At 60.8% G+C, this 22,125-nt stretch carries 22 protein-coding genes; 7 read left to right on the forward strand and 15 right to left on the reverse strand.

Going from position 1 to position 22,125, the window contains the following annotated elements; all coding sequences use genetic code 11:
* Window positions 1-2: 2 nt before the first annotated feature.
* The 5 genes from IAI51_RS22815 to IAI51_RS22835 all read right to left on the reverse strand — a co-directional run bounded on the left by IAI51_RS22815 (window position 3) and on the right by IAI51_RS22835 (window position 6,158).
* A complete protein-coding gene (locus IAI51_RS22815; RefSeq protein WP_187680516.1) occupies window positions 3-1,367 on the reverse strand; it encodes a glutamine synthetase family protein in 1,365 nt (454 codons plus the stop codon).
* A 417-nt stretch (window positions 1,368-1,784) separates the two neighbouring features.
* Entirely contained in the window at window positions 1,785-3,128 is a 1,344-nt protein-coding gene (gene chrA, locus IAI51_RS22820) for a chromate efflux transporter (RefSeq protein WP_187680517.1), read from the reverse strand.
* Between the two features lie 92 nt (window positions 3,129-3,220).
* Window positions 3,221-4,120, reverse strand: a complete 900-nt coding sequence (locus IAI51_RS22825; protein ID WP_187680518.1) for a bestrophin family protein — start codon at window positions 4,118-4,120, stop codon at window positions 3,221-3,223.
* Window positions 4,121-4,155: 35 nt separating this feature from the next.
* Window positions 4,156-5,154, reverse strand: a complete 999-nt coding sequence (gene moaA, locus IAI51_RS22830; protein WP_187680519.1) for a GTP 3',8-cyclase MoaA — start codon at window positions 5,152-5,154, stop codon at window positions 4,156-4,158.
* Between the two features lie 152 nt (window positions 5,155-5,306).
* Window positions 5,307-6,158: a CAP domain-containing protein gene (locus tag IAI51_RS22835; protein WP_187680520.1), complete on the reverse strand. Its 852-nt coding sequence runs from the start codon at window positions 6,156-6,158 to the stop codon at window positions 5,307-5,309.
* 199 nt (window positions 6,159-6,357) lie between these two features.
* Between IAI51_RS22835 and IAI51_RS22840 the strand changes: the two genes are divergently transcribed.
* Window positions 6,358-6,978: a cell wall hydrolase gene (locus IAI51_RS22840; protein ID WP_187680521.1), complete on the forward strand. Its 621-nt coding sequence runs from the start codon at window positions 6,358-6,360 to the stop codon at window positions 6,976-6,978.
* Here the strand turns inward: IAI51_RS22840 and IAI51_RS22845 are convergent.
* Window positions 6,975-7,862 (reverse strand): LysR family transcriptional regulator, encoded by an 888-nt coding sequence (locus tag IAI51_RS22845; RefSeq protein WP_187680522.1) that lies wholly within the window; start codon window positions 7,860-7,862, stop codon window positions 6,975-6,977. The genes IAI51_RS22840 and IAI51_RS22845 overlap by 4 nt on opposite strands.
* Before the next feature lie 103 nt (window positions 7,863-7,965).
* Here IAI51_RS22845 and IAI51_RS22850 point away from each other — a divergent pair, with 103 nt between their 5' ends.
* Window positions 7,966-9,378, forward strand: coding sequence for an MFS transporter (locus tag IAI51_RS22850; RefSeq protein WP_187680523.1), 1,413 nt, complete (start codon window positions 7,966-7,968; stop codon window positions 9,376-9,378).
* 119 nt (window positions 9,379-9,497) lie between these two features.
* Here IAI51_RS22850 and IAI51_RS22855 read toward each other — a convergent pair whose 3' ends face one another.
* From IAI51_RS22855 to IAI51_RS22870, 4 genes are all read right to left on the reverse strand, one after another.
* Complete coding sequence (locus IAI51_RS22855) at window positions 9,498-10,904, reverse strand: heavy metal sensor histidine kinase (protein WP_187680524.1); 1,407 nt, start codon at window positions 10,902-10,904, stop codon at window positions 9,498-9,500.
* Window positions 10,901-11,572 carry a heavy metal response regulator transcription factor gene (locus IAI51_RS22860; protein WP_187680525.1) on the reverse strand — a complete coding sequence of 224 codons (672 nt, stop codon included), beginning with the start codon at window positions 11,570-11,572 and terminating at the stop codon, window positions 10,901-10,903. Before IAI51_RS22860 ends, IAI51_RS22855 begins: the two co-directional genes overlap by 4 nt.
* 12 nt (window positions 11,573-11,584) lie before the next feature.
* Window positions 11,585-11,842 (reverse strand): DUF2790 domain-containing protein, encoded by a 258-nt coding sequence (locus IAI51_RS22865; protein ID WP_187680526.1) that lies wholly within the window; start codon window positions 11,840-11,842, stop codon window positions 11,585-11,587.
* Window positions 11,843-12,070: 228 nt separating this feature from the next.
* Window positions 12,071-12,784 (reverse strand): murein L,D-transpeptidase catalytic domain family protein, encoded by a 714-nt coding sequence (locus IAI51_RS22870; protein ID WP_187680527.1) that lies wholly within the window; start codon window positions 12,782-12,784, stop codon window positions 12,071-12,073.
* 152 nt (window positions 12,785-12,936) lie between these two features.
* On the opposite strand from IAI51_RS22870, the gene IAI51_RS22875 reads away from it, so the two are divergent.
* Window positions 12,937-14,553 carry a murein L,D-transpeptidase gene (locus IAI51_RS22875; protein WP_187680528.1) on the forward strand — a complete coding sequence of 539 codons (1,617 nt, stop codon included), beginning with the start codon at window positions 12,937-12,939 and terminating at the stop codon, window positions 14,551-14,553.
* Window positions 14,554-14,556: 3 nt separating this feature from the next.
* On the opposite strand, the gene IAI51_RS22880 is transcribed toward IAI51_RS22875, so the two are convergent.
* Entirely contained in the window at window positions 14,557-15,072 is a 516-nt protein-coding gene (locus IAI51_RS22880) for a DoxX family protein (protein WP_187680529.1), read from the reverse strand.
* 198 nt (window positions 15,073-15,270) lie between these two features.
* On the opposite strand from IAI51_RS22880, the gene IAI51_RS22885 reads away from it, so the two are divergent.
* From IAI51_RS22885 to IAI51_RS22895, 3 genes are all read left to right on the forward strand, one after another.
* A complete protein-coding gene (locus IAI51_RS22885; RefSeq protein WP_187680530.1) occupies window positions 15,271-16,155 on the forward strand; it encodes a LysR substrate-binding domain-containing protein in 885 nt (294 codons plus the stop codon).
* Between the two features lie 99 nt (window positions 16,156-16,254).
* Complete coding sequence (gene aguA, locus IAI51_RS22890) at window positions 16,255-17,370, forward strand: agmatine deiminase (protein ID WP_187680531.1); 1,116 nt, start codon at window positions 16,255-16,257, stop codon at window positions 17,368-17,370.
* A 2-nt stretch (window positions 17,371-17,372) separates the two neighbouring features.
* Window positions 17,373-18,470, forward strand: a complete 1,098-nt coding sequence (locus tag IAI51_RS22895) for an extracellular solute-binding protein (RefSeq protein ID WP_187680532.1) — start codon at window positions 17,373-17,375, stop codon at window positions 18,468-18,470.
* Between the two features lie 100 nt (window positions 18,471-18,570).
* On the opposite strand, the gene IAI51_RS22900 is transcribed toward IAI51_RS22895, so the two are convergent.
* The 3 genes from IAI51_RS22900 to IAI51_RS22910 are packed head-to-tail and all read right to left on the reverse strand — an operon-like array spanning window position 18,571 to window position 21,102.
* The gene (locus tag IAI51_RS22900) at window positions 18,571-19,188 is read right to left on the reverse strand and encodes a DNA-3-methyladenine glycosylase family protein (RefSeq protein WP_187680533.1); all 618 of its coding nucleotides are present in this window, start codon (window positions 19,186-19,188) and stop codon (window positions 18,571-18,573) included.
* Between the two features lies 1 nt (window position 19,189).
* Entirely contained in the window at window positions 19,190-19,987 is a 798-nt protein-coding gene (locus IAI51_RS22905) for an isocitrate lyase/phosphoenolpyruvate mutase family protein (protein ID WP_187680534.1), read from the reverse strand.
* Window positions 19,988-20,019: 32 nt separating this feature from the next.
* The gene (locus IAI51_RS22910) at window positions 20,020-21,102 is read right to left on the reverse strand and encodes a bifunctional transcriptional activator/DNA repair enzyme AdaA (protein ID WP_187680535.1); all 1,083 of its coding nucleotides are present in this window, start codon (window positions 21,100-21,102) and stop codon (window positions 20,020-20,022) included.
* Between the two features lie 185 nt (window positions 21,103-21,287).
* Between IAI51_RS22910 and IAI51_RS22915 the strand changes: the two genes are divergently transcribed.
* Window positions 21,288-21,710: a VOC family protein gene (locus tag IAI51_RS22915; protein WP_187680536.1), complete on the forward strand. Its 423-nt coding sequence runs from the start codon at window positions 21,288-21,290 to the stop codon at window positions 21,708-21,710.
* Here IAI51_RS22915 and IAI51_RS22920 read toward each other — a convergent pair.
* The gene (locus IAI51_RS22920) at window positions 21,707-22,021 is read right to left on the reverse strand and encodes a hypothetical protein (protein WP_187680537.1); all 315 of its coding nucleotides are present in this window, start codon (window positions 22,019-22,021) and stop codon (window positions 21,707-21,709) included. The genes IAI51_RS22915 and IAI51_RS22920 overlap by 4 nt on opposite strands.
* Between the last annotated feature and the right edge of the window lie 104 nt (window positions 22,022-22,125).

The following is a 22,125-nucleotide window of genomic DNA, read 5'->3' on the forward strand; positions in this document are numbered from 1 at the left end:
TCTCAGGCTTCAGTCAGATACCAGCGCCAATCCTGCTCACCCACTTCAGCCATGAACTGCCGATACTCAGCGCGCTTCACCGCCAGATAAACCCCAAGAAATTCTTGCCCCAACGCATCCCGCGCCCAACTTGAATTTTCCAGCGCCTGCAACGACGTCAGCCAATCGGTCGGCAGTAATTCCTTCGCTTGCGCATAGCCGTTGCCCTCGACTGGTGCGCCCGGATCAAGGTTTTCGCGAATGCCGCGATGAATGCCGGCAAGGATCGCCGCTGCCGCCAGATACGGGTTGGCGTCGGCGCCGCAGATACGGTGTTCGATGTGTCGGGTGTTGGCCGGGCCGCCGGGCACGCGCAGGCTGACGGTGCGGTTGTCGACACCCCAGGTCGGCGCCAGTGGCGCATAGCTGTTGGCCTGAAAACGGCGATAAGAGTTGGCATTCGGGCAGAACAGCAGCAGCGAATCGAGCAAGGACGCGAGCATCCCGCCAATCGCCGTGCGCAGCAGCGGGGTACCGGCCGGGTCTTCGGAGGCGAACAGGTTACGGCCTTCGGCATCGGCGAGGCTGACGTGCATGTGCATGCCGGTGCCGGCCAGATCATCGAACGGCTTGGCCATGAATGTCGCTTGCATGCCGTGCTTGTGCGCCACGGCTTTGACCAGGCGCTTGTAGCGCACCGCTTGATCCATCGCCTCCAGCGCATCGCCATGTTCGAGGGTGATTTCCACTTGCCCCGGTGCGTATTCCGAGATCGCCGTGCGCGCCGGAATGCCATGCAGTTTGCAGGCGCCGTAAAGGTCGGCGAGGAACGGTTCGATCTGCTCCAGTTCACGCAAACCGTAGACCTGGGTGTGTCGCGGTCGACCGCCGTCAGCATCCAGCGCCGGTTGCGGGCGGCCGTTGTGATCGCGTTTGGCATCGAGCAGATAGAACTCCAGTTCGCAGGCCATCACCGGGTAATAACCCTCGGCTTTGAGCGCGTCGACCACCTTGATCAACAGGTGGCGCGGGTCGGCGATGCTCGCCGGCATGCCCTCGGTGGGGTGCATGCTGACCTGCACCGCAGCGGTGGGGATCTGCCGCCACGGCAGGCGTACCAGGCTGCCCTCCAATGGATAGGCGCGGCAGTCGATATCGCCGACATCCCAGACCAGACCAGAGTTTTCGACGTCCTCACCCTGTACGGTCAGACCGAGAATAGTGCTGGGCAGCGGGCGGCCGCTTTCATACACGGCGAGCAGTTCTTCACGGTGCAACAGCTTGCCGCGTGGTACGCCGTTGGCATCGAGAATGAACAGTTCGATCATGTCGATATCGGGGTTCTGTTCAAGGAACAGGCGTGCGTCTTCAATGGCTGCGAATTTCATAATCAATCACTCACGGTGGCGCCGCAAAGGCGCGCAGATTCGGCCAGAGGACATTAGTGGGCAAAAGCCCAGGCGTCCTGGCAGGGATATCGAAAGAGAAAAGTCCTACGCGTTTTTCAGATGCGATCAGGCAGAGAGGGCGATATCCGGCGGGCGTGCGGAGTGACGCAGCTTGGAACGGCGCAGGGCCATGGGGAGATTGACGATGCGATTCATGCGCGGCCTCTTTGACAGAGGGCGCACACAGCGGAGACGTTCAACGATTTTGGTTGTTGTAGTGACGTACTCATGACGCGTGTTTCCGTTGGCGGAAAACGTCGGTGGCGGGACTGACCCGCCGACCGGTGTGCCCGGATAGTAAGGGGCATTCCTCGGGCGTGTAAACGATTGATTGCGCATCGGCGATGCGACGGTTGTTTAGCGCAACAGGTGAAAGCCCAGCCCGACAAGGGCGCAAACGATCAACACTTCAATCACACCACGTTTGAAAACGAACAGCGCCAGTGCCGCCAGGACTGCCAGCGCTATCGAAAAAACATCCGGTTGCCCGGCGAAACCGCTCGGCCAGAACACGTGATACGCGAAAAAACACGCGAGGTTGAGAATCACCCCGACCACTGCCGCCGTGATCGCGGTCAGCGGCGCAGTGAACTTCAGTTCATTGTGAGTCGATTCCACCAACGGCCCGCCGGCGAGAATGAACAGAAACGAAGGCAGAAAGGTGAACCACGTCACCAGCGTCGCTGCCATTGCGCCAGCGGCGAACGCATGTTCCGCGCCGAATACCGGTTGCACATAACCGCCGATGAAGCCAACAAACGCCACCACCATGATCAACGGCCCCGGCGTAGTTTCGCCAAGCGCCAGGCCGTCGATCATCTGCGTCGGCGTCAACCAGCCGTAATGCCCCACCGCGCCCTGATAGACATAGGGCAACACCGCATAGGCCCCTCCAAAGGTCAGTAATGCGGCTTTGGTGAAGAACCAGCCCATCTGCGTGAAAGTGCCGTCCCAGCCGAACAATGCCGTCAGCAAGGCCATGGGCAGACACCACAGCGCCGCGCCGACCAATGCTAGCCGCGAGAGCTTCGACAGACTGAAACGAGCGTGTTCGGGCGTCGGGGTGTCGTCATCAATCAACGCCGGGCCAAAGGATTTTTCACTGCTGCGCTGGCCGCCGTTATCGAACCGCTGCGGCGCCAGACGCCCACCGAGATAACCGATCAACGCGGCGCCGAGCACGATCAGCGGGAACGGCACATTGAAGGCAAAAATCGCCACGAACGAGGCCCCGGCAATCGCCCAGAGCCAGCCATTCTTCAAGGCCCGTGAGCCGATGCGATGCGCCGCGTGCAGCACAATCGCAGTCACCGCCGGTTTGATCCCGTAAAACACCCCGGCCACCGCCGGCACGTCACCGTAGGCGATGTACAGCCATGACAGCGCAATCAGGATAAACAGCGACGGCAGCACAAACAGCACGCCCGCAATCACGCCGCCCCAGGTGCGATGCAACAACCAGCCGATGTAGGTCGCCAGTTGTTGAGCCTCGGGGCCGGGCAGCAACATGCAGTAGTTGAGGGCGTGGAGAAAACGTCGTTCGGAGATCCAGCGGCGGCGTTCGACCAACTCCTGATGCATGATCGCGATTTGCCCGGCGGGGCCGCCGAAGCCGATACAGCCGAGCTTGAGCCAGAAGCGCCAGGCCTGACGCAGGGTGACGGGATCGGGGCGGGGAAGATCCTGCGGCGGTGTACTCAAGTGCGGCTCCTGAGTCGAATTCTGGCGGAGCCGCTATCTAATCAGGCTTTTGTTAAATCCAATAGTGCTCAGACAAGGCTGTGACTGGCGGCTCAACTCAGGACGTAATCGACGGGCGTCAACGCCGGTGGCAGTTGCGCAACACCCAGTTCAGCCAGAATGTCGCGCTCGATCGTGCGGACCAGAGCATCGGTTGGCAGGTCGTTTTCATCGCGGCCGAATGGGTCTTCCAACTCATCGGCAATCGCATCCAGACCGAAAAAGGTGTAACTGACAATCGCGGTGAACAGCGGCGTCAGCCAGCCCAGCGGCTCGGCCATGGCGAACGGTAACAGGATGCAGAACAGGTAAATCGTGCGATGCAGCAGCAAGGTATAGGGGAAGGGCAGCGGCGTGTTCTTGATCCGCTCGCACACGGCTTGAGCTTGCGTGAGGCTGGTCAGGTGATTGGCCAGCAGCATGTAGCGCCATTCGCTCAGTGCGCCGGCCTGTTGCAGATCGGAGCATTGTTCGCCAATCCGGTGCAGGATCTGTGCGCTGTAGTCGGGCACCTGAGCGTCGGGTTTCGGGTCGACCCACGCGCCGCTGGCCGCCGCCTCGTCTTCACGCCGCAGTCGCGCGTTGAGGGAGTGGGCGAAGCCGCACAGATTGAGCAGCAGCGGCCGGCGTTGCTCCGATTCGCGGATGATGTGGGTTTCGCGAATGATCGAGCGCACATGGACGATCACTTCGCCCCAGGCCTTGCGCGCTTCGTACCAGCGGTCATAGCAGGCGTTGTTACGAAAACTCATGAAGATCGACAGCGACAAGCCCAGCAGCGTGAAGGGCGTGGCGTTGACCTTGGTGAAGCTGCTGGGATGGAGGATTTCCACCAGCACAATCGCCGACGCCAGCAGGGTGACCATCAGGGTGCGCAAGGCGATTCGCTTGGCAATCGAACCCTTGAGGGTAAAAAGGATGGCGAACTGACTGACCTTGGGTCTGATGATCATGCTGGGTGATCCCGATTACGCGTGGACGTGACGCATCAACCGCCGGTCATGTTCATGAATCGCACGATTTGTACGTCATCGTTCACTTCAAAGTTGTGCCTGTAGGGCTTGAGCTTCATCGCTTCGATGATCGCTTTCTCCAGACGTTCCGGTTGCCCGGGATGGGCGCGCAGCACGGCTTTCAAGTCCAGCGAATGCTCGTTACCTAGACACAGTAGCAAACGCCCCTCCACCGTCAGCCTCACCCGGTTACAGGTAGCGCAGAAGTTGTGGCTGTGCGGAGAAATAAAACCCAGGCGAATCTGCGGGGCTTCGGCCAGCCGCCAGTAGCGCGACGGGCCTTGGGTCGATTCGGCGGAGTCGATCAGGGTGTAGCGTTCGGCGATCCGTTCGCGCACTTGTGCGCTAGAGAAAAACGATTCGGCGCGGCTGTGTTCGTCAATGACGCCCAGCGGCATTTCTTCAATGAAAGAAATGTCCAGCTCACGGTCGATGGCGAAGCTCACCAGATCATTGATCTCTTGATCATTTCGGCCCTGCATCACCACGCAGTTGAGTTTGGTGCGAGTGAAACCGGCCTTGCGCGCGGCATCGATACCCTTGATGACCTGCGCCAGATCGCCGGTGCGGGTCATCTGTTTGAAGCGCTCAGGGCAGAGGCTGTCGAGGCTGACGTTAAGGCGTTTAACGCCTGCGTCGAACAGTGGTGCGGCGAGTTTGCCCAGTTGTGAGCCGTTGGTGGTCAGGCACAATTCGCGCAGGCCGGGCAGGGCGGCGATCTGCTCGCACAGTTGCACCACGCCGGGACGGATCAGCGGTTCGCCGCCAGTGAGACGGATCTTGCGCGTGCCCAGTGCGACGAAGCTTTGTGCCAGTTGGTAGATTTCCTCCAGCGTCAGCACTTGCTGGCGCGGCAGAAACTGCATGTCTTCAGCCATGCAATACACACAGCGAAAGTCGCAACGGTCGGTCACCGACATGCGCAGGTAGTCGACGCGGCGGTTGAAGCCATCGATCAAGACGCGCTCTGACATGACAGCCTCGCTGTGGGGAAAACCGCTAAGCGCGGATCTGGACGGCGCAGGGTATGGGCAATGTCGAACAGCGTCCAATCACTCTTAATGACCGGGTGATTGATGCCGTCGATGATCAGCAGAACACCACAAAAAAACTGTGGGCTTGAGATTTACTGCGCCCCAAACATCGCCGTCCAGTAAATCCCTGCATCGCTCTTCGGGTCGGTCGCATAAGCGGCGCCGAGTTCCTTGTACTGCGGGTTCATCAGGTTGGCGCAGTGGCCGGGGCTGGCGAGCCAGCCGTCGACGACTTTGCCCACAGTGTCCTGGCCGGCGGCGATGTTTTCGCCGACCAGTTGACCGCTGTAGCCGGCCAGTTCGGCGCGGTCACCGGGGGTGCGGCCGTCGCGGTCCTTGTGGTCGAGGTAGTTTTTGTTGGCCATGTCGCGGCTGTGATCCTGGGAGACCGTGCCCAGCGTCGCGTTCCAGGCCAGCGGTGCGGCAGCGGCGAAGGCCTGGCCGCCGCACTGGCGTGGCTGGCTGCGTGCGGCGTTGAGCTGCTCAAGCAGTTTTTGCCCTTCACCCTGCGCATCGCCAAGTTTGGCCGACAACAATGGCCGCGCCAGCACAACGCGCCAATCACGATCAGCGCGGCTGACACCGACATCGACGAACTGCGGATCGAGCACCACCTGACAGAAACTTTCCTGAATCGCCTGCATCGCCGACGCCGCATCGCGCGGGCCGTTGAGGGTGATCGCCTGTACGTTGACCATCGGGTAACTGGCGCTGGCCATGGCTTGCTGCAAATTGACAGCCCCACTGGCCGGTAGCCGCAGTCGCGGATCGGCCGACAGCGGTGGCAGTTCGCTGGATGCCTGAGCACCGCAACGTTGCGGTTCGCTGCGGTACTTGTTGATCGATTCGATCAGTTGCGACTCGTCGCTGGCCATGGTCGAGGCGGCAAAGGCCAGGCCGGCAGACAACGCGGCAAAGCGCAAAACGGATGGCATGAAGCGCATGGAGATCTCCCTTGAGCTGAATGCGCCCATGATGCGCGAAACGCCCCCGGTGGGTGCAATGTCTTTTTCTTGATTTGGCGGATTTTTCAGCGGAACGTTGCCCGCGATTTTGCCGTCTACACTCAGCCAAGACCCCGGGATGCGGGCGTCTCCCCTACGTAACACCTTGCCCGACTCGGGCCCTGCCGGAAGAGCTGACATGGCATTGAAATGGTTGATTGGATGCGTTGCGTTAACCCTGTTGGCCGGCACTGCCATGGCCACCGATCAAACGCCGATCAAGGCAAAAGCCGAAGAGAAAGCCCAGGTGCTGGAAGAGAAAGCGGCGGACAAAGTCAGCACGGCACCGGCGCCCAAATCCGAAGCCATCACCCCGACCGAAGTGCAAGCGGTGGACCCGGCCGGCGCCGCACCGCTGGATGATCCAATCACCTGTCTGGCGCGCAGTATCTACTGGGAAGCCAAAGGCAGGGACACCCCGGAGATGGAAGCCGTGGCCAGCGTGGTGATGAATCGCCTCGGCCATGAAGGTTTTCCCGACACCGTTTGCGCCGTGGTCAAGCAAGGCTCGGAAACCAAAAGCTGCCAGTTTTCCTGGTGGTGTGACGGGCGTCCGGATCAGGTCAAGGAAGATGCCGAATACGCGCTGGCCAAGGAAATCGCCGGCAAGGCGTTGAACCGTCAGCTCAAGGATCGCACCAACGGCGCGTTGTATTTCCATGATCGCAACGTGCATCCGAGTTGGGCCAAGGAATACCGGAAAACCGCCGAGACGAAAAAATTCCTGTTCTACAAACCCGCTGGCGGTGACGCGCTTTAGGCACAGACTTCCCGCACGCAGTTGCGCAACCAGCGATGTGCCGGGTCGGCGTCCATGCGCGGATGCCAGAGCATGGACACGCTGATGGGCGGCATCTCGAAGGGCAGGGCGAAACTGTGCAGGCCGGTGCGCAGTTTGCTGGTGTGACGTTCCGGCACGGTGGCAATCAGGTCTGATTCACGGACCAAAGTCAGTGCCGCTGAAAATCCGCCGAATGAAGTGACAATGTCCCGCGTCAGGCCCAAGGCGAGTAACGCTTCATCGACCGGGCCGCTGCTGCGTCCGCGTCGTGAAATGAGAATGTGCTGGCCGCCGGCAAAGCGCTTGGCGCTGATCTTGCCCGAACCCAATGGGTGCTCCTCACGTACCACCCCGATCCAGTGATCCTCAAAGAGGATGCGGCTGTGCAGCGTCGGGTCGGTGCTGTCGTCGACCACACCCGTCTCCAGATCCACCCGGCCTTCGCGCAGCGGCGTGCTGTCCTTGTCGGCTTTCTGCACAAAGCGCAGGCGCACGCCGGGCGCTTCTTGCGCGATGCGGGCGAGCAGGGCGGCGGCGAAGGTTTCGACAAAACCGTCGGTGTTGCGCAGGGTGAACGTGCGCTGCAACTGGCCGGGATCAAGCACTTCGGCGGGACGCAAAACCGCCTCGGCGTCCTGCACCAGATGACTGACCCGTTCGCGTAACTCCAGCGCGCGCGGGGTCGGCACCAAGCCACGACCGGCGCGCACCAGCAACGGATCGCCGGTGGTTTCGCGCAGACGGGCCAGAGCACGGCTCATGGCCGACGGGCTCAGGCGCAGACATTTGGCGGCGCGGGCGACACTGCCTTCACGCAGCAGCACGTCGAGGGTGATCAGCAGGTTCAGATCCGGTGCAGTCATGATATGGCGTTCTGTGCAGGTATTAAGTGCAAAGCATGCGTCTTGCGCCTTGTATTGTCGAGGCTCAGGCTACGACGCATTAACTTTGCACAGTGAATGCGCCATGCCTCGACCACCCCTGAACACCACAGCCCGCTGGGCCCTGACCAGTCTGGCGCTGTCGATGTTGATGCCGTCGCTGGACACCAGCATTGCCAACGCCGGGTTGCCGATTCTGGCGGCGGCGTTTGAGGCGACGTTTCCACAGGTGCAGTGGATCGTTCTGGCCTACTTGCTGGCGATCACCACGTTGATTGTCAGTGTCGGGCGTTTAGGGGATGGCCTCGGGCGGCGGCGATTGCTGTTGATCGGCATCGGCATTTTTACTGCCGCGTCGTTGGCCTGCGCGCTGGCCCCGGGGCTGGGCTGGCTGATCGGCGCACGGGCGGTGCAAGGCCTTGGCGCGGCGATCATGTTCGCCTTGACTGTGGCGCTGGTGGCCGATGCGGTGCCCAAGTCCCGGGCGGGCAGTGCGATGGGATTGTTGGCGACCATGTCGGCCACCGGCACCAGCCTCGGCCCGTCGCTGGGCGGGTTGTTGATGACGCATGCCGGCTGGCATTCGATTTTTCTGCTCAACGTGCCGTTGGGCTTGCTCAATGCGTGGCTGGTGTATCGCTATCTGCCGGCGGATCGGCCAGTCCGGGTGCGTATTGCGTTTGATTATTTCGGCACCGGGTTATTGATGCTGACGCTGGCGGCCTATGCGCTGGCGATGACCCTTGACGGATTCACCCCGGCGTTGCTGCTGATCAGCCTGTGCGGCGCGGGATTGTTCATTGCGGTCGAGATGAAGACCAAGGCACCGCTGATTCGCTTGTCACTGTTCGCCGACCTGCGGCTGAGTGGCAGTCTGGCGCTGACGCTGCTGGTGACGACGGTCATGATGACCACGCTGGTGGTTGGGCCGTTTTACCTGAGCCGAGGGTTGGGCCTGACCAGCACGGTGGTCGGATTGGTGTTGTCGGTCGGGCCTTTGTTGGCGGCGTTCGGCGGCGTACCGGCCGGGCGCTTGGTGGATCGCTTCGGCGCGCGGAGAGTGGTGCCGGGTGCCTTGCTCGGGATGGTCGGCGGTTGTGGCTTGTTGGCGCTGTTGCCGATGAGTTTCGGCCTGCCTGCGTACCTGCTGCCGATGACGGTGATCGCCGCTGGTTATGCGTTGTTCCAGGCGGCCAACAATACCGGTTTGATGGCTGGGGTCAGCCAGGATCAGCGCGGCGTGGTGTCGGCACTGCTCGGGTTGGCGCGCAATCTGGGCTTGATCACCGGGGCGGCGGCGATGGGCGCGGTGTTTGCCGTGGCCACCGGCGATCCGACCCAAGCCCCTGATGCCGTTATCGCCACGGGGTTGCACATTACTTTTGGCGTTGCCACGGCCCTGATGGTCATGGCCCTGATCATCAGCCGAGCGCAGATCAACTGTAGGAGCGAGCCTGCTCGCGACAGCGGCGGCACAGTCAAAATCTCACCTGACTGACCCACCACCACTTTCTGTAGGAGCTGCGGCACGCTGCGATCTTTTGATTGCAAAGATCAGGATCAAAAGATCGCAGCCTCGTTTCACTCGACAGCTCCTACAGGGACTTGTGGTGGATGTCAGCCCCGGGATTCGCGAGCGGGGAAAAACAGTTCGAAGCACGTCTCGCCATCGACGCTGCTCACAGCATAGCGACCGTGATGCAACTGCATGATCGTCGCGACGATCGACAGGCCCAGCCCATTCGATTGCGCAGAGCGCTCGCGCGACGGGTCGACGCGGTAGAAACGTTCGAACAGTCGCGCCAGATGTTCCGGCGCAATCGTTACGCCCCGGTTGCGCACCCGCAGATAACTGCCGTCTGCCTCGGCAAACGCCTCGACCTGTACCGTCGAATCCGCCGCGCCGTACTTGATCGCATTGGCGCACAGATTGGCCAGCGCCCGGCGCAGCAACATCGGCTCGGCCCAGATCACGCCGCTGCCTCGCGCCTCGATGCACACGCCGACATCCGCCGCCAAGCCTTCAAAATAATCGGCGATGCGCTGCATCTCATCGGCCGCGTCCAGCTCCTGACGTTGATTCAAGGCACTGGCCGGATCGGTGCGCGCCAGAAACAGCATGTTGTCGAGCATGCGCGTCAGCCGCTCAAGCTCCTCGACATTGGAGGCGAGCAACTGCTGATACGCCTCGACGCTGCGGTTCTGATGCAGCGCGACCTGGGTCTCGCCGAGCAGGTTATTGATCGGTGTGCGCAGTTCATGGGCCATGTCGGTGGACACCTGGCTCAACTGCGCAAAGCCCTTGGCGAGGCGGTCGAGCATGGCGTTGAACGCCCCGATCATCGGCTGCAACTCTCGCGGGGCACCATGGCTGTCGAGGCGTTCACTGAGGTTGCCAACGCCGATGCCATGGGCGTGGTTGGCCAAGCGCCGCAACGGTAACAGTCCGCGATACATCAGCAGACAGCCAATCACTGCCAACATCAGCGCCGCCAGCGACGCGAAGCCATAAACACTCAAGCGATAATTGGCGAGCATCGCCGTGCGCTCGCTCATCAGACGCCCGGACTGTACTTGCAGATTGCCCAGATCGCCGGAATCGATGCTTGCCGCCACGGCCGAAAACGGCACACCGTTGACGTCGGGCAGATGCTGCACATCGTTCAGCGACAGCGGCCGGTCAATCGGCACCGCCGGTAAATTTGGCGTGGCCAGGTTGCCGGGATTGACCACCAACAGCGGCGGCTGGCCTGGCGCGCCGATGGTTAGCAGCGCTTCGTGGTTGCCGAGCATGTTCTGGAACAGCGCCGGTTTGTTCTTGATCAGCTCAAGGGTGTTGCTGTCGTTGAGGAAACTGCGCAACTGATCGACGCGACTGACCAGCGCCGTGTCGTCGCGCCGGATGAGTTGTTCTTCAAGCTCGCTGTACAGCGCCGCGCCGAGCCCGGCCAGTGAGGCAAAGGCGAGCAGGGCGAACACCAGTGCCAGGCGCAGGGTCAGGGAATACGGGCGATTCGTGCTCATGGCTGAGTATCGAAGCGGTAGCCGATCCCGCGCACGCTGTGGATCAGCTTGAGCTGGAACGGGTCGTCGATCTTCGCCCGCAAGCGGCGCACGGCGACGTCGACCACGTTGGTATCACTGTCGAAATTCATGTCCCACACCCGTGAAGCGATCAGGGAGCGCGCGAGCACTTGCCCGGTGTGGCTGGCGAACAGTTGCAGCAGGGCGAACTCCTTGTTGGTCAAGGTGATCCGCACCCCGGCGCGGGTCACGCGGCGCTTGAGCACGTCGATCTGCAGATCGGCCACTTGCAGTTGTTCGTCTTCATGAATCGGCCCGCGTCGGGTCAGGGTGCGCAGGCGCGCCACCAGTTCGGCGAAGGAAAACGGCTTGATCAGGTAATCGTCGGCGCCCAGTTCCAGGCCCTTGACCCGGTCGGCAATGTCATCGCGGGCGGTGAGGAAGAGCACCGGCGTGTCAGCTTCCTTGCGCAGCCGGCGCAGGACTTCCCAGCCATCCATTTTCGGCATCATCACATCCAGCACGATCACGTCGAAGCTGTGCTCCAGCGCCAGATGCAGACCGTCGGCGCCATCCCGGGCCAGGCTTACGCTGTAGCCCAGTTCCTGCAAACCGTTGAGCAGATAATTGCCGGCCTTGGGTTCGTCTTCGACAACCAGAATATTCATGGGCGATCAGTCTCAATGGTCGTTGGTGCAGCCGGTGCCTTGTACTTGATAGTCCAGCACATGCTCACGGCCCTGATGATCGAGGTAGTTCAGTTGCGCCGGAATCACGCCGCAGGCCTGTGAAATATCGGTGCTGGACAGGACTTTGTCGACATCCAGGTGCACGAAGAAGCCGGTTTTGTCATGAATCACGGCGGTGTCAGGCGTATCGGCGGCGAATACCGAGCCAGTGGCGAGGAGGGCGGAGAAGGCGAGGATCAGGGTTTTCATGATGAGTCACTCAGTGGCTGAAGTTGATCGGCATTGGCGCCGGGACAACGTCAGGCTACCGAGCGATCCGCACGGCAAACCGACAACTGAATGACAAAGTTGTAATGAAACGAATTGCACAACGTCACCCCTGTAGGAGCTGCCGAAGGCTGCGATCTTTTGATTTTTTCAAAAAAAACAGATCAATAGATCGCAGCCTTCGGCAGCTCCTACAGGGTTTTGCGGTGTTTAGCTGGCATGAGTACTCAAAATGCTCGCCACCTGCTGCGGCTGGCAATTGAGGTACGGCGACTTTTTCAGCCAGCGCTGATCCGGGTACCACGAAAACATGAACTGGCCGTCCTTGAGTTTATCGATCACTTGCTTGGCAATCTGTGGCCGAACCGCCGGGCAACCCTGACTGCGGCCGATGCGACCCTGACGTTTGCTCCACAACGGATTCACATAGTCGGCGGCGTGGATGACGATGGCGCGGTCGCGGGCCATGTCGTTGAAGCCCGGTTCCAGGCCGTCCATGCGCAGCGAATAACCGTGAGTGCCACTGTAGCTTTCCTGAGTGCGGAACAGGCCGAGGCTGGACTGATAACTGCCTTCGACATTGGAAAACTGCGTGGCGAAGTTTTCCCCGGAATTGGAGCCGTGGGCGACCAGATCGCGCAGCACCAGTTTTTTCCGGTTGAGGTCGAAAATCCACAGTCGGCGCTCAGTGGACGGTTGCGAATAATCGATGATTGCCAGGTGGCGGGAAGGTTTGGCGCCGTTGTTGACCGCACATTGCATGGCGCTCAAGGCACCTTTCAGCGCTTGGGCATTGAGTTCTGGCGCGGCGTGCGCGAGGCTGGTGAACAAAACCGGCGATGGTTTGCCGGCGGCGAAAGCTGGGCTGGTCACGGCGACAAGGGTCACGGTGCTCAGCAGAAGTCGGCGCAAAAACGTCAACATTTATAAAGTGTCCTCAGCTTGCTACTTATTTGGCACTTTGGCTCCTGACGTCCAGTCGTAACCTGCAGGCCGGAAGATTCGAGCCTGACTGTTCAGCGCACCTGATGTAAGGTTGGCCATCATCTGGATGGCCATGGATTGGAGTAAAGCAGTTGTTCAAAAAGTACGCATGCTACTTGAGCATTTGTTTGCTCGCTGCGCCGTTTGTCGCTTGTGCCGATGAGCCGCTGCCACCCTTGCAGACGCTGCCGACGCCACCTGCCGAAATGCCGGTCGAGCCGCAAAGCCCTTTGCAGGCCGTGATGATCGGTCTGCGACAGTCATGCCCGGCGATTGCAACACAGCTCAATGGCCCGGCGCTGGAACAGTTAAAAGGCTTCTACCAACAGCAGGACTGGATGCCGGTGTGGGCCAGTGAGTCCGGACGATTGCAGGCGTTGCAGGGCCAATTGCAGTTGTTGGCCGACGATGGCCTCAGCCCAAAACGCTATCCGGTCGCCACCACTGCACCGCAGGACGGCGAGTTGTGCGCTGACATCGACATCAGCCGCTATTACCTGCAAGCGCTGCAGGATCTGCATTACGGCCGTCTGCTGCAATCGCACTTCGAACCGCTGTGGCACGCCGACGAAGCGCCGCGTGACCGTCAGGCGGAATTGTTGTCGATTGCCGTACCGGGCATGCATGACATTCCGGCGGCGTTCGATCTAGCCCGGCCGCGTCTGGCGCAATATCAGAATCTGCGTCAGCTCTACGCCGCGCAAAGGATCAAAGCCTTGCCGCAATGGCAGTCGGTCGGCAACGGCCCGCTGCTGCGCCCGTCCATGGAAGACAAACGCGTGCCGGAACTGGCGCTGCGTCTGCACAGCGAAGGCTATCTGACCGATTACATCGCCACGCCCGGCAATGCCTACGAAGGCGTGTTGGTGGAGGCGGTGAAAAGCTTCCAGGCCAACCATTCGTTGCAGGCTGACGGTGTGGTCGGGCCGGGCACGATTGCCGAACTGAACATAAGCCCGCTGACCCGCCGCGACCAACTGCGGGTCAACCTCGAACGTTTCCGTTGGATGGCCCAGGACATGGAGCCTGATGGTTTGCTGGTCAACGTCGCTGCGGCCGAACTGATGCTGTATCAGGGCGGCCAGCCAGTGTGGCAGACCCGTACCCAGGTTGGCCGTGCCGAGCGCCAGACACCGTTGCTCAAATCCCGCGTCACGCGTCTGACCCTGAACCCGACCTGGACGGTGCCGCCGACCATCTGGAAGGAAGACAAACTGCCGGAGATTCGCAAGGACCAGACCTTCCTCAGCCGCCAGAACCTGCAAGTGCTCGATGCCAACGGCCAGCCGCTGGCCGCTGCGGACATCGACTGGGACAATCCCGGCAATATTCTCCTGCGTCAGGACGCCGGGCCGCGCAATCCGTTGGGGCAGATGGTCATTCGCTTCCCCAATCCGTTCTCGGTGTACCTGCATGACACGCCGAGCAAGGCGCTGTTCGACAAGGGGCCGCGGGCATTCAGCTCCGGTTGTGTGCGGGTCGAGCACCCGATGCAACTGCGCGATCTGCTGCTCACACCAGCGGAAAAGGCCCGCACCGAGACCTTGCTCGCCACCGGCACCACCCACGAGTTCCGCTTGTCGGCGCCGGTGCCGATCCTGATGACCTACTGGACCGCGCAAGTCGACAACGCCGGCCACGTGCGCTACGCGCCGGACATCTACAGCCGTGACAACGCGTTGCTGGTTGGGCTGGATCGCGCGCATTGAGTCTCAGCGGGTGCTTCGCTTCCAGAACACCCGCGCCAGCCAGGCATCGACACTCAACTTGCCGGCCCCGGCGAACACCAGCGGCACCAAAGCGGCCAGGTAAATCGCCGGCAGCTTGAAGTTGCCGAAGCCCTTGTTGGTGATCGCATAACCCTGCGCCAGCTCGCTCAACGACGACCAGTCGGCGGGCCAATGCACGGCGGCGGTGGCCACGACAGTCACCACGATCAGCGCGATGGCCGAAATTCGTGTGCCGAAGCCAATCAGAATCGCCAAGGCACAAATCAGCTCGGCCCACATCGACAGTTCCCAGTTCAGCGTCGCCGGCAGGTGGTCGAAGGGAAACGGGAAGCGCTCCTGAATGTCTTCGAACCAGTTCTGGCCGTTGAATTTCTCCAGCCCCGACTCGAAAAATTCCCAGGCGATAAACAGGCGCAAAGTCAGCGGCGCGAGCCAGGTGCCGGCACGGTCGAGGTTCAGGTGCAGGCCTTTGAGGGCGGAGGAAAGGGTCGAGGTCATGGGAGTTCTCCGGTGGATTTTGGAAGTTGAATCGACCGGTGCATTTGAGCCTTGGGGTGTATCGGTGATGTGTCGTCGGGGTGGGGAATTGTGCGGTGGGTGTGTCTGCGGTGGGGCGATATACAGTGCGATACAGTCTGCACGCTGGACGCGCATCACCTGTCCGGTCAGCATGGCCGAAAAAACGGATCAAACCCCATGCGACGACTCCCCTCACTGGCCGCCCTGCGTACCTTCGAATGCGCCGCCCGCCACGCGCATTTCGGTCGCGCCGCCGCAGAGTTATGTGTCACCGACAGCGCCGTCAGCCATCAGATCCGGCAACTGGAAGAACACCTCGGCGTCTCACTGTTCATCCGCGAAGGTCGGCAGATTCGCCCGACCATCGCCGCCGGGCGTCTGATGCAAAGCTTGCAACAGGCCTTTGAACTGATCGGCGATGCCTGCGATGAACTGCGCGACCCGTCTTCGCTGGCGGTACTGCGCCTGGCCGTGACCGCTGAGCTTTCGCAGAAGTGGTTGATGAGTCGCCTCAGCGATTTTTACGCGCGCTATCCGCACATCACTTTGCACCTCTACGAACAACCCATCGACGCCAGCGCGCCGGGCGAGGATATCGATCTGGCGATCACCTACGGCACCGGCCCGGTGGACAGCAGCGCCTATTTCGTTCGCCCTTTGCCCGCGTTGCAATTCTTCCCGGTGTGCAGCCCCGGACTGTTCAACCAAGGCACCCTGAAAACCCCTAAGGATCTCGCTCGCCACTGCCTTCTGCACGATGATCAGGACGGCAAGACCTGGACCGCGTGGCTGACCAGCCATGCCGGCGATCAGCGCCCGCAACGCCAGTTGTATTTCGCCCACGCCGGGTTGGCACTGGAGGCGGCGGCGCAAGGGCAGGGCGTGGCGATGGGCGACAATCTTACTGCCCAGGAAGACTTGCAGAATGGTCGGCTGGTGCGGCCATTTACTTCCAGCATGACGGCGCTGGGCCAATACGCACTGGTTTGCGAACGGGTGCGACTGGAGCGTCCGGCAGTGGCGCAGATGCTTGAATGGTTCAACGATCAACTGGCTGATTGATGAGTTGAATTCAACTGTTCCGCAATAATCATCGTTGGCGGGCGCGCTGCCGTCGACCTTAGCCTGTGGTCATTCCCATCCCGAAGACGAGGTTTGACCATGGCACGTTTGCTCGACTCCACCCCCAAACACGACGGCTTTCGTCTGCCCGGCGAATTCGAAGCCAAGTCTGGCTGCTGGCTCGGCTGGCCAGAACGCACCGATGTCTGGCGCAACGGCGCCAAGCCAGCGCAGAAAGTCTGGGTGCAGATCGTCACGGCCATTTCGCGAAGCGAACCGGTCACCGTGTGCGCTTCTGCCGCGCAATTCGCTACCGCCCGCTGGCAGTTGCCGCCGCAAGTGCGCGTAGTGGAAATGACCTGCAACGACACCTGGTTTCGCGACAGCGGCCCATGCTTTGTGGTCAACGATCAGAGCGGTGAAGTGCGCGGTGTCGACTTCGAATTCAACGCCTACGGCGGTCTCGACGGCGGCCTGTATTACCCGTGGGACAAGGACGATCAGATCGCCAGCAAGATCCTTGAGATCGAACGCTTCGACCGTTATCGCGCGCCGTTGATTGCCGAACTCGGCGGCATCCAGAGCGACGGCCAGGGCAGCATCCTCACCACCGAACAATGCCTGCTCAACCGCAATCGCAACCAGCATCTGGGCAAGGACGAAGTCACTCGGCGGTTGAACGATTACCTCGGTGCCGAACAGGTGATCTGGCTGCCACGGGGCTGCAAGTTCGATGAAACCGACGGCCATGTCGATGACCTTGCTTGCTTTGTTCGTCCCGGTGAAGTGGTGCTGCAATGGACCGACAACCGCGATGATCCGCAGTGGGAAATCTATCAGGAGGCCTACGACATCCTGCGCAGCACCCGCGACAGCCGTGGTCGCGAGTTGATCGTGCACAAACTGCCGCAGCCGGACGTGTTGGAGTGGACCGCCGAGGAAGCCGAAGGTCTCGATCAGCAAGACAGCACCCACACACGGCAGGCCGGTACGAAAATTTGCGCGTCATACATCAACTACTACGCTGGCAATAGTTCGATCGTCGTTCCCCTGTTTGGTGATCGCCAGGACAACATCGCTTTGGCGACCCTGGCCGAACTGTTCCCGCAGCACAAAATCGTCGGCATCGAAAACTCCCGGGAAATCCTCCTCGGCGGCGGCAACGTCGCGTGCATCACCATGCCGCAATACGCCGGCCTGAAGAAGGGAGCCTGAGCATGGGCCTGCACAAACTGACTCAAGCGTTAATGCTGGTGCTTGCACCCTTGTGTGTGCAGGCCGCCGACACCGCCAAACCGGTGGTCAATCTGTATATCTGGGGCGAGTACCTGGCGCCGGACACTCTGAAGAATTTCGAGGCAAAAACCGGTATTCATGTGGTCGCCGATCACTTTGATTCTCTGGAAACGGTGGAGACCAAACTGCTCACCGGGCGAAGTGGCTATGACTTGGTGCTGACCGCTGGCCAGCACCTGTCGCGAGCCATCGAGAGCGGTGCGATCCAGCCGCTGGACAAGGCGAAAGTGCCGCACTTCGCCGGGGTTGGTGAGGAGTTTCGTCAGCACATGGCGGTGTTCGATCCCGGCAACCGTTATGCCGGGATTTACGCATGGGGCACCACCGGTGTGGGTTATCAGGAGCAGGCGATCAAGCAGCGTTTGCCTGACGCGCCGACGGACAGTTGGGCGATGTTGTTCGACCCGGCGGTGGTCTCGAAATTCGCCGATTGTGGGGTGAGCCTGCTCAACGATCCCAATGAAGTGTTTGCTGCGGTCATGAAGTACATGGGCCTGGACATCAACCGGCAGAACCTCGATGACCTGAAACTTGCCGAGCAGCAACTGGCGAAAATCCGTCCGTACATTCGCTACTTCGACAACGACCTGAACATCAGCGATCTGGCCAACGGCAATACCTGCGTGGCGATGTCGTGGAATGGCAACGTCGCCATCGCCGCCGGGCAGGCGCAGGCGGCCGGCAAACCGTTCAAACTCAGTTATCGAATACCGAAGGAGGGCACGCTGATCTGGTTCGACGCCATGGTCATCCCCAAGGACGCACCGCATCCGCAGGCCGGGTTGGCATTGATGGACTATTTGATGACCCCGGAGGTGATTGCGCCGATCACCGACACCATTCACTACGCCAATGCGATCACGGCGGCGGACGGGTTGGTGGAGGCGGCGATTCGCAATGATCCGGGGACGTATCCGTCGGCCGAGGTGAGGGCTTCGTTGTACAGCAAGAATGACAACGGCAAGGCGTTCAATCGGGCGTTGATTCGGGCGTTCAGTCGCTTGAAGTCTGGCCTGTAAATGGGTGTTAAATCGACTGACGCCTTCGCGAGCAGGCTCGCTCCCACAGGGAACTGCATTTCAAATGTGGGAGCCTGCTCGCGAAGAACGATAACGCGGTCTACGGCTTGGCCACCCGCCACAAATACCAAGCCGCTACGGTCCGATAGGGACTCCACGCTACCCCAATCTCGACCATTTGCCTGCGCGTCGGCTGCACCTCCAGCCTCTTCAGCCGCCGATAGCCCTCGCGCACACCGAAATCATCCGCCGGCAACACATCCATCCGCTCCAGGCTGTAAATCAACAACATCTCCACCGTCCAGCGCCCGACGCCGCGCAAGCTGACCAGCCGCTCGATCAGCACTTCGTCGTCCATGGCCAGCGCCGTGGCGTAATCCGGCACCACGCCGTCCAGCGTGGCTTGGGCAATGCCCTGAATCGTCGCGATCTTGCCCGCCGAAAACCCGCAGCCGCGCATTCGATCAAAGTCGGTCGCAAGAATCCGCTCAGGCCGAGGAAACGACTGGCCGGGAAACAACCCGACCAGCCGCCCGACAATCGCATCCCCGGCCTTGGCATGCAGTTGCTGATAGGCAATCGCCCGCACCAGCGATTCGTAAGGATCACGCGCCGGATGCGGTTGATGCAGGCAAGGCCCGACAGCCGCGACATGCCGCTGCCAATCAGCATCGAGCGCGGCCAGAAATTCGCTTGCCGCCTGATAAGCATCCGCCATGCTATTTCAGCAATCCGTTGACTTCGCCGTAGGTGAACGCCTTCAGATCGTGGGTATCGAGTTTGCCGGTGTCGAGGAAGCTTTTCACCAGCCCGCCCATCGCGCCATACATGAACTCGGCAATGCCGGAGCCGGCGCTCAAGCGGTGTACGCCCAGTGCTTGCAGCTCGGCAGGCGAGGGCAGGCCGGCTAAGCCCAGCACGTTGACCGGCAACGCAGTGCCCTTGCAGATGGCTTCAATCTCGTAGGCAGCGGTGACGCCTGCAGCGAACAGACCATCGGCGCCGGCGGCCTGATACAGGGCGGCACGACGCAGGGTTTCGGCGACGCGGTCTTCGGCTGGCACCAGACCTTTGAGGTAAACATCGGTACGGGCATTGATGAACAGCTTCACATCGCGTTTATTGGCGACTTGCCGCGCCAGTTCGATCTTGCGCGCCAGCAATTCGGGATCAGCCGATCCGTCCTCGATATTGATCCCGACGGCGCCCGCTGCAATGACCGCGTCGAGCACTTCGGCCACGCGCCCGAGGTCATCGGAGTAACCGGCCTCGACGTCGACGGTCAACGGCACGCTGATCACCCGGGCAATCGACTCCACGGTGGAAACCAGGCGTTCGAGGGGCAGGGTGTTGCCGTCCGGATAACCGTGCGCCCAGGCCACGGCGGCGCTGCTGGTGGCCACGGCTTTACCGCCCAGATGTTCGACCAGTCGCGCACCGGTGGCGTCGCCTACGTTGGTCAGGATCAGCAGGCCTTGCTGGTGCAATTGGTGAAACTGCGTGTCGAGCGCGTTCATCGGAATCCCTTCTTGTCAGTAGTGTCGAATCGTCAGAAAGCCAGTTGTTGCGTGATTTGCATCGCGGCGTTTTCCAGCCTCAGCAGAAACGCCTTGCGCGGCTGTCCTCCACCATAGCCGGTGAGCGAGCCATCCGCGCCGATCACCCGATGACACGGCACCACAATCGCCAATCGGTTGTGCCCGTTGGCCAGGCCGACTGCGCGACTGGCGCCGGGTTTGCCCAAACCGGCGGCAATCGCGCCGTAGGTGGCAGTGTGGCCATAGGGGATTTGCAGCAGATGCGCCCAGACCTGACGGTCGAACGGGCTGCCGGGCAAGTGCAGGGCGACAGTAAATGCGGTCAGTCGGCCGGCGAAATACTCCGCCAGTTCGCCTTCGATCTGCTGCAAATGCGCATTGTGTCCCGGGGCGACTGCGTAGCCGTAACGGTTCTGCAGCGCTTCTACTTCGCGGGTCAGCGCCGGCCGATCAAGAAACTCCAGCAATACAAGTCCACGACGCTCGGCCATGGCAATCATCGGCCCCAGCGGCGTGGTCAGACGCGTGAACAACAGCGGCTCGCTGGCCACCGCACGGCCCGGGGTGATGTGGAACGACTTCTGGAACGCGTCGCGAAAGCCGCTGAGGGATTCGTAGCCGGAGTCGAACGCCGCGTGATCGATCGAGGTGCCTTGCCTGATCCCGCCCAGCGCCATGCCGAGCCGACGGGTGCGCAACCACGCATGGAAAGTCATGCCGAAATGCTGCTTGAACCAGCGCCGCAGTTTCAGCGGCTCAATGCCTTCGGCGAGCAGTTGCGCATCGCTCCAGCGCATCTCGGGATTGGCCTCTACCGCGTTGAGCAGGCGCTGCACCCAGTCCGGCGCAATGGCCGCCGCGTCCAGCGGCTTGCAGCGCAAACACGCGCGATAGCCGGCAGACATGCATTCATCGGCATGGGCGAAGAATTCGACGTTTTCCGGTTTCGGCTTGCGCGCCGTGCAACTGGGGCGGCAGAAAATCCCGGTGGTTTTCACGGCCGTGAAGAACACGCCTTCATAGGCGGTGTCACTTTCGAGCATGGCGCGAACCATTTCGGCGTGGGGCGGCAGGGCAGCGGTTTGTATGTTCATGGCGTCAGAGTAAAACCGGTTTGTCGATGGCTCCACCGAAAAATCGACAGTGAATTTTCCATGCCCCTGAACTACCGTGTAGGAGCTGCCGCAGGCTGCGATCTTTTGATCTTTTTTTTTGAGAATCAACGTCAAAAGATCGCAGCCTGCGGCAGCTCCTACAGGGTTTGTGAGGCACTGAATCCATGCAACCGTTCGTCATTCAACACATCGATCACATCGTACTGCGCGTCGCGGACCTGCAACGCAGCATCGACTTCTACGGCCGTGTGTTCGGCGCCGAAGTGGTCAAATACAACGAGCCGCTGGGGCTGGTGCACCTGCGCGCCGGGACGTCGATGATCGATCTGGTCGATCTGCAAGGCGAACTCGGGCGAAAGGGAGGGGGAGCGGCGGGGGACAAGCGGCGCAACGTCGATCACTTCTGCCTGCGCATCGAGCCTTTCGATGAGGCGGCGCTGACAGAGCACTTGCTGGAACATGGTCTGACCGTGGAAAAAGCCGCCACCCGCTTCGGTGCCGAGGGCGACGGCCTGTCTCTGTATTGTTTCGACCCGGACGGCAATCAAGTCGAACTCAAAGGGCCGTCCGAGCTTTTTTTACGTTAACTGTAATCCTTGAAGGTTTTATCTTGCACTTTGCCGGTGATTGGATTGGATACCTTATCCGGTGATTGTACAGATCCCGCCGCCCCCGATCCGGTATGGCCTCCTTCAATTGAACTGATTTCATTGATGTTGACGTCATAAGTCGTTCCGGAATATGTCGTGCTTTCAAGCACGGCAACGCCAGCCGTCAGATCCACACTTTTCAATTTTCCCTGCAAACACTGCGGGTTGATTGAGCCTGGGAATTTGCCCCAAATTCGAAGATATGTGCCTTCAGGGGTAGCAACGAGGTCATCGGCAAAAGTACTCATTTCTGGTTCCTTCAGAATAATTATTGGCATACAACTGGCCTCAATATAGTTCTTGAATCAAATGCGCTTATATCGTTTTGAATTTTTCAATATCGCGTTTAAGT

Origin of the sequence: Pseudomonas sp. N40(2020) (genome assembly GCF_014472415.1) — a bacterium.
Taxonomy (GTDB): domain Bacteria; phylum Pseudomonadota; class Gammaproteobacteria; order Pseudomonadales; family Pseudomonadaceae; genus Aquipseudomonas.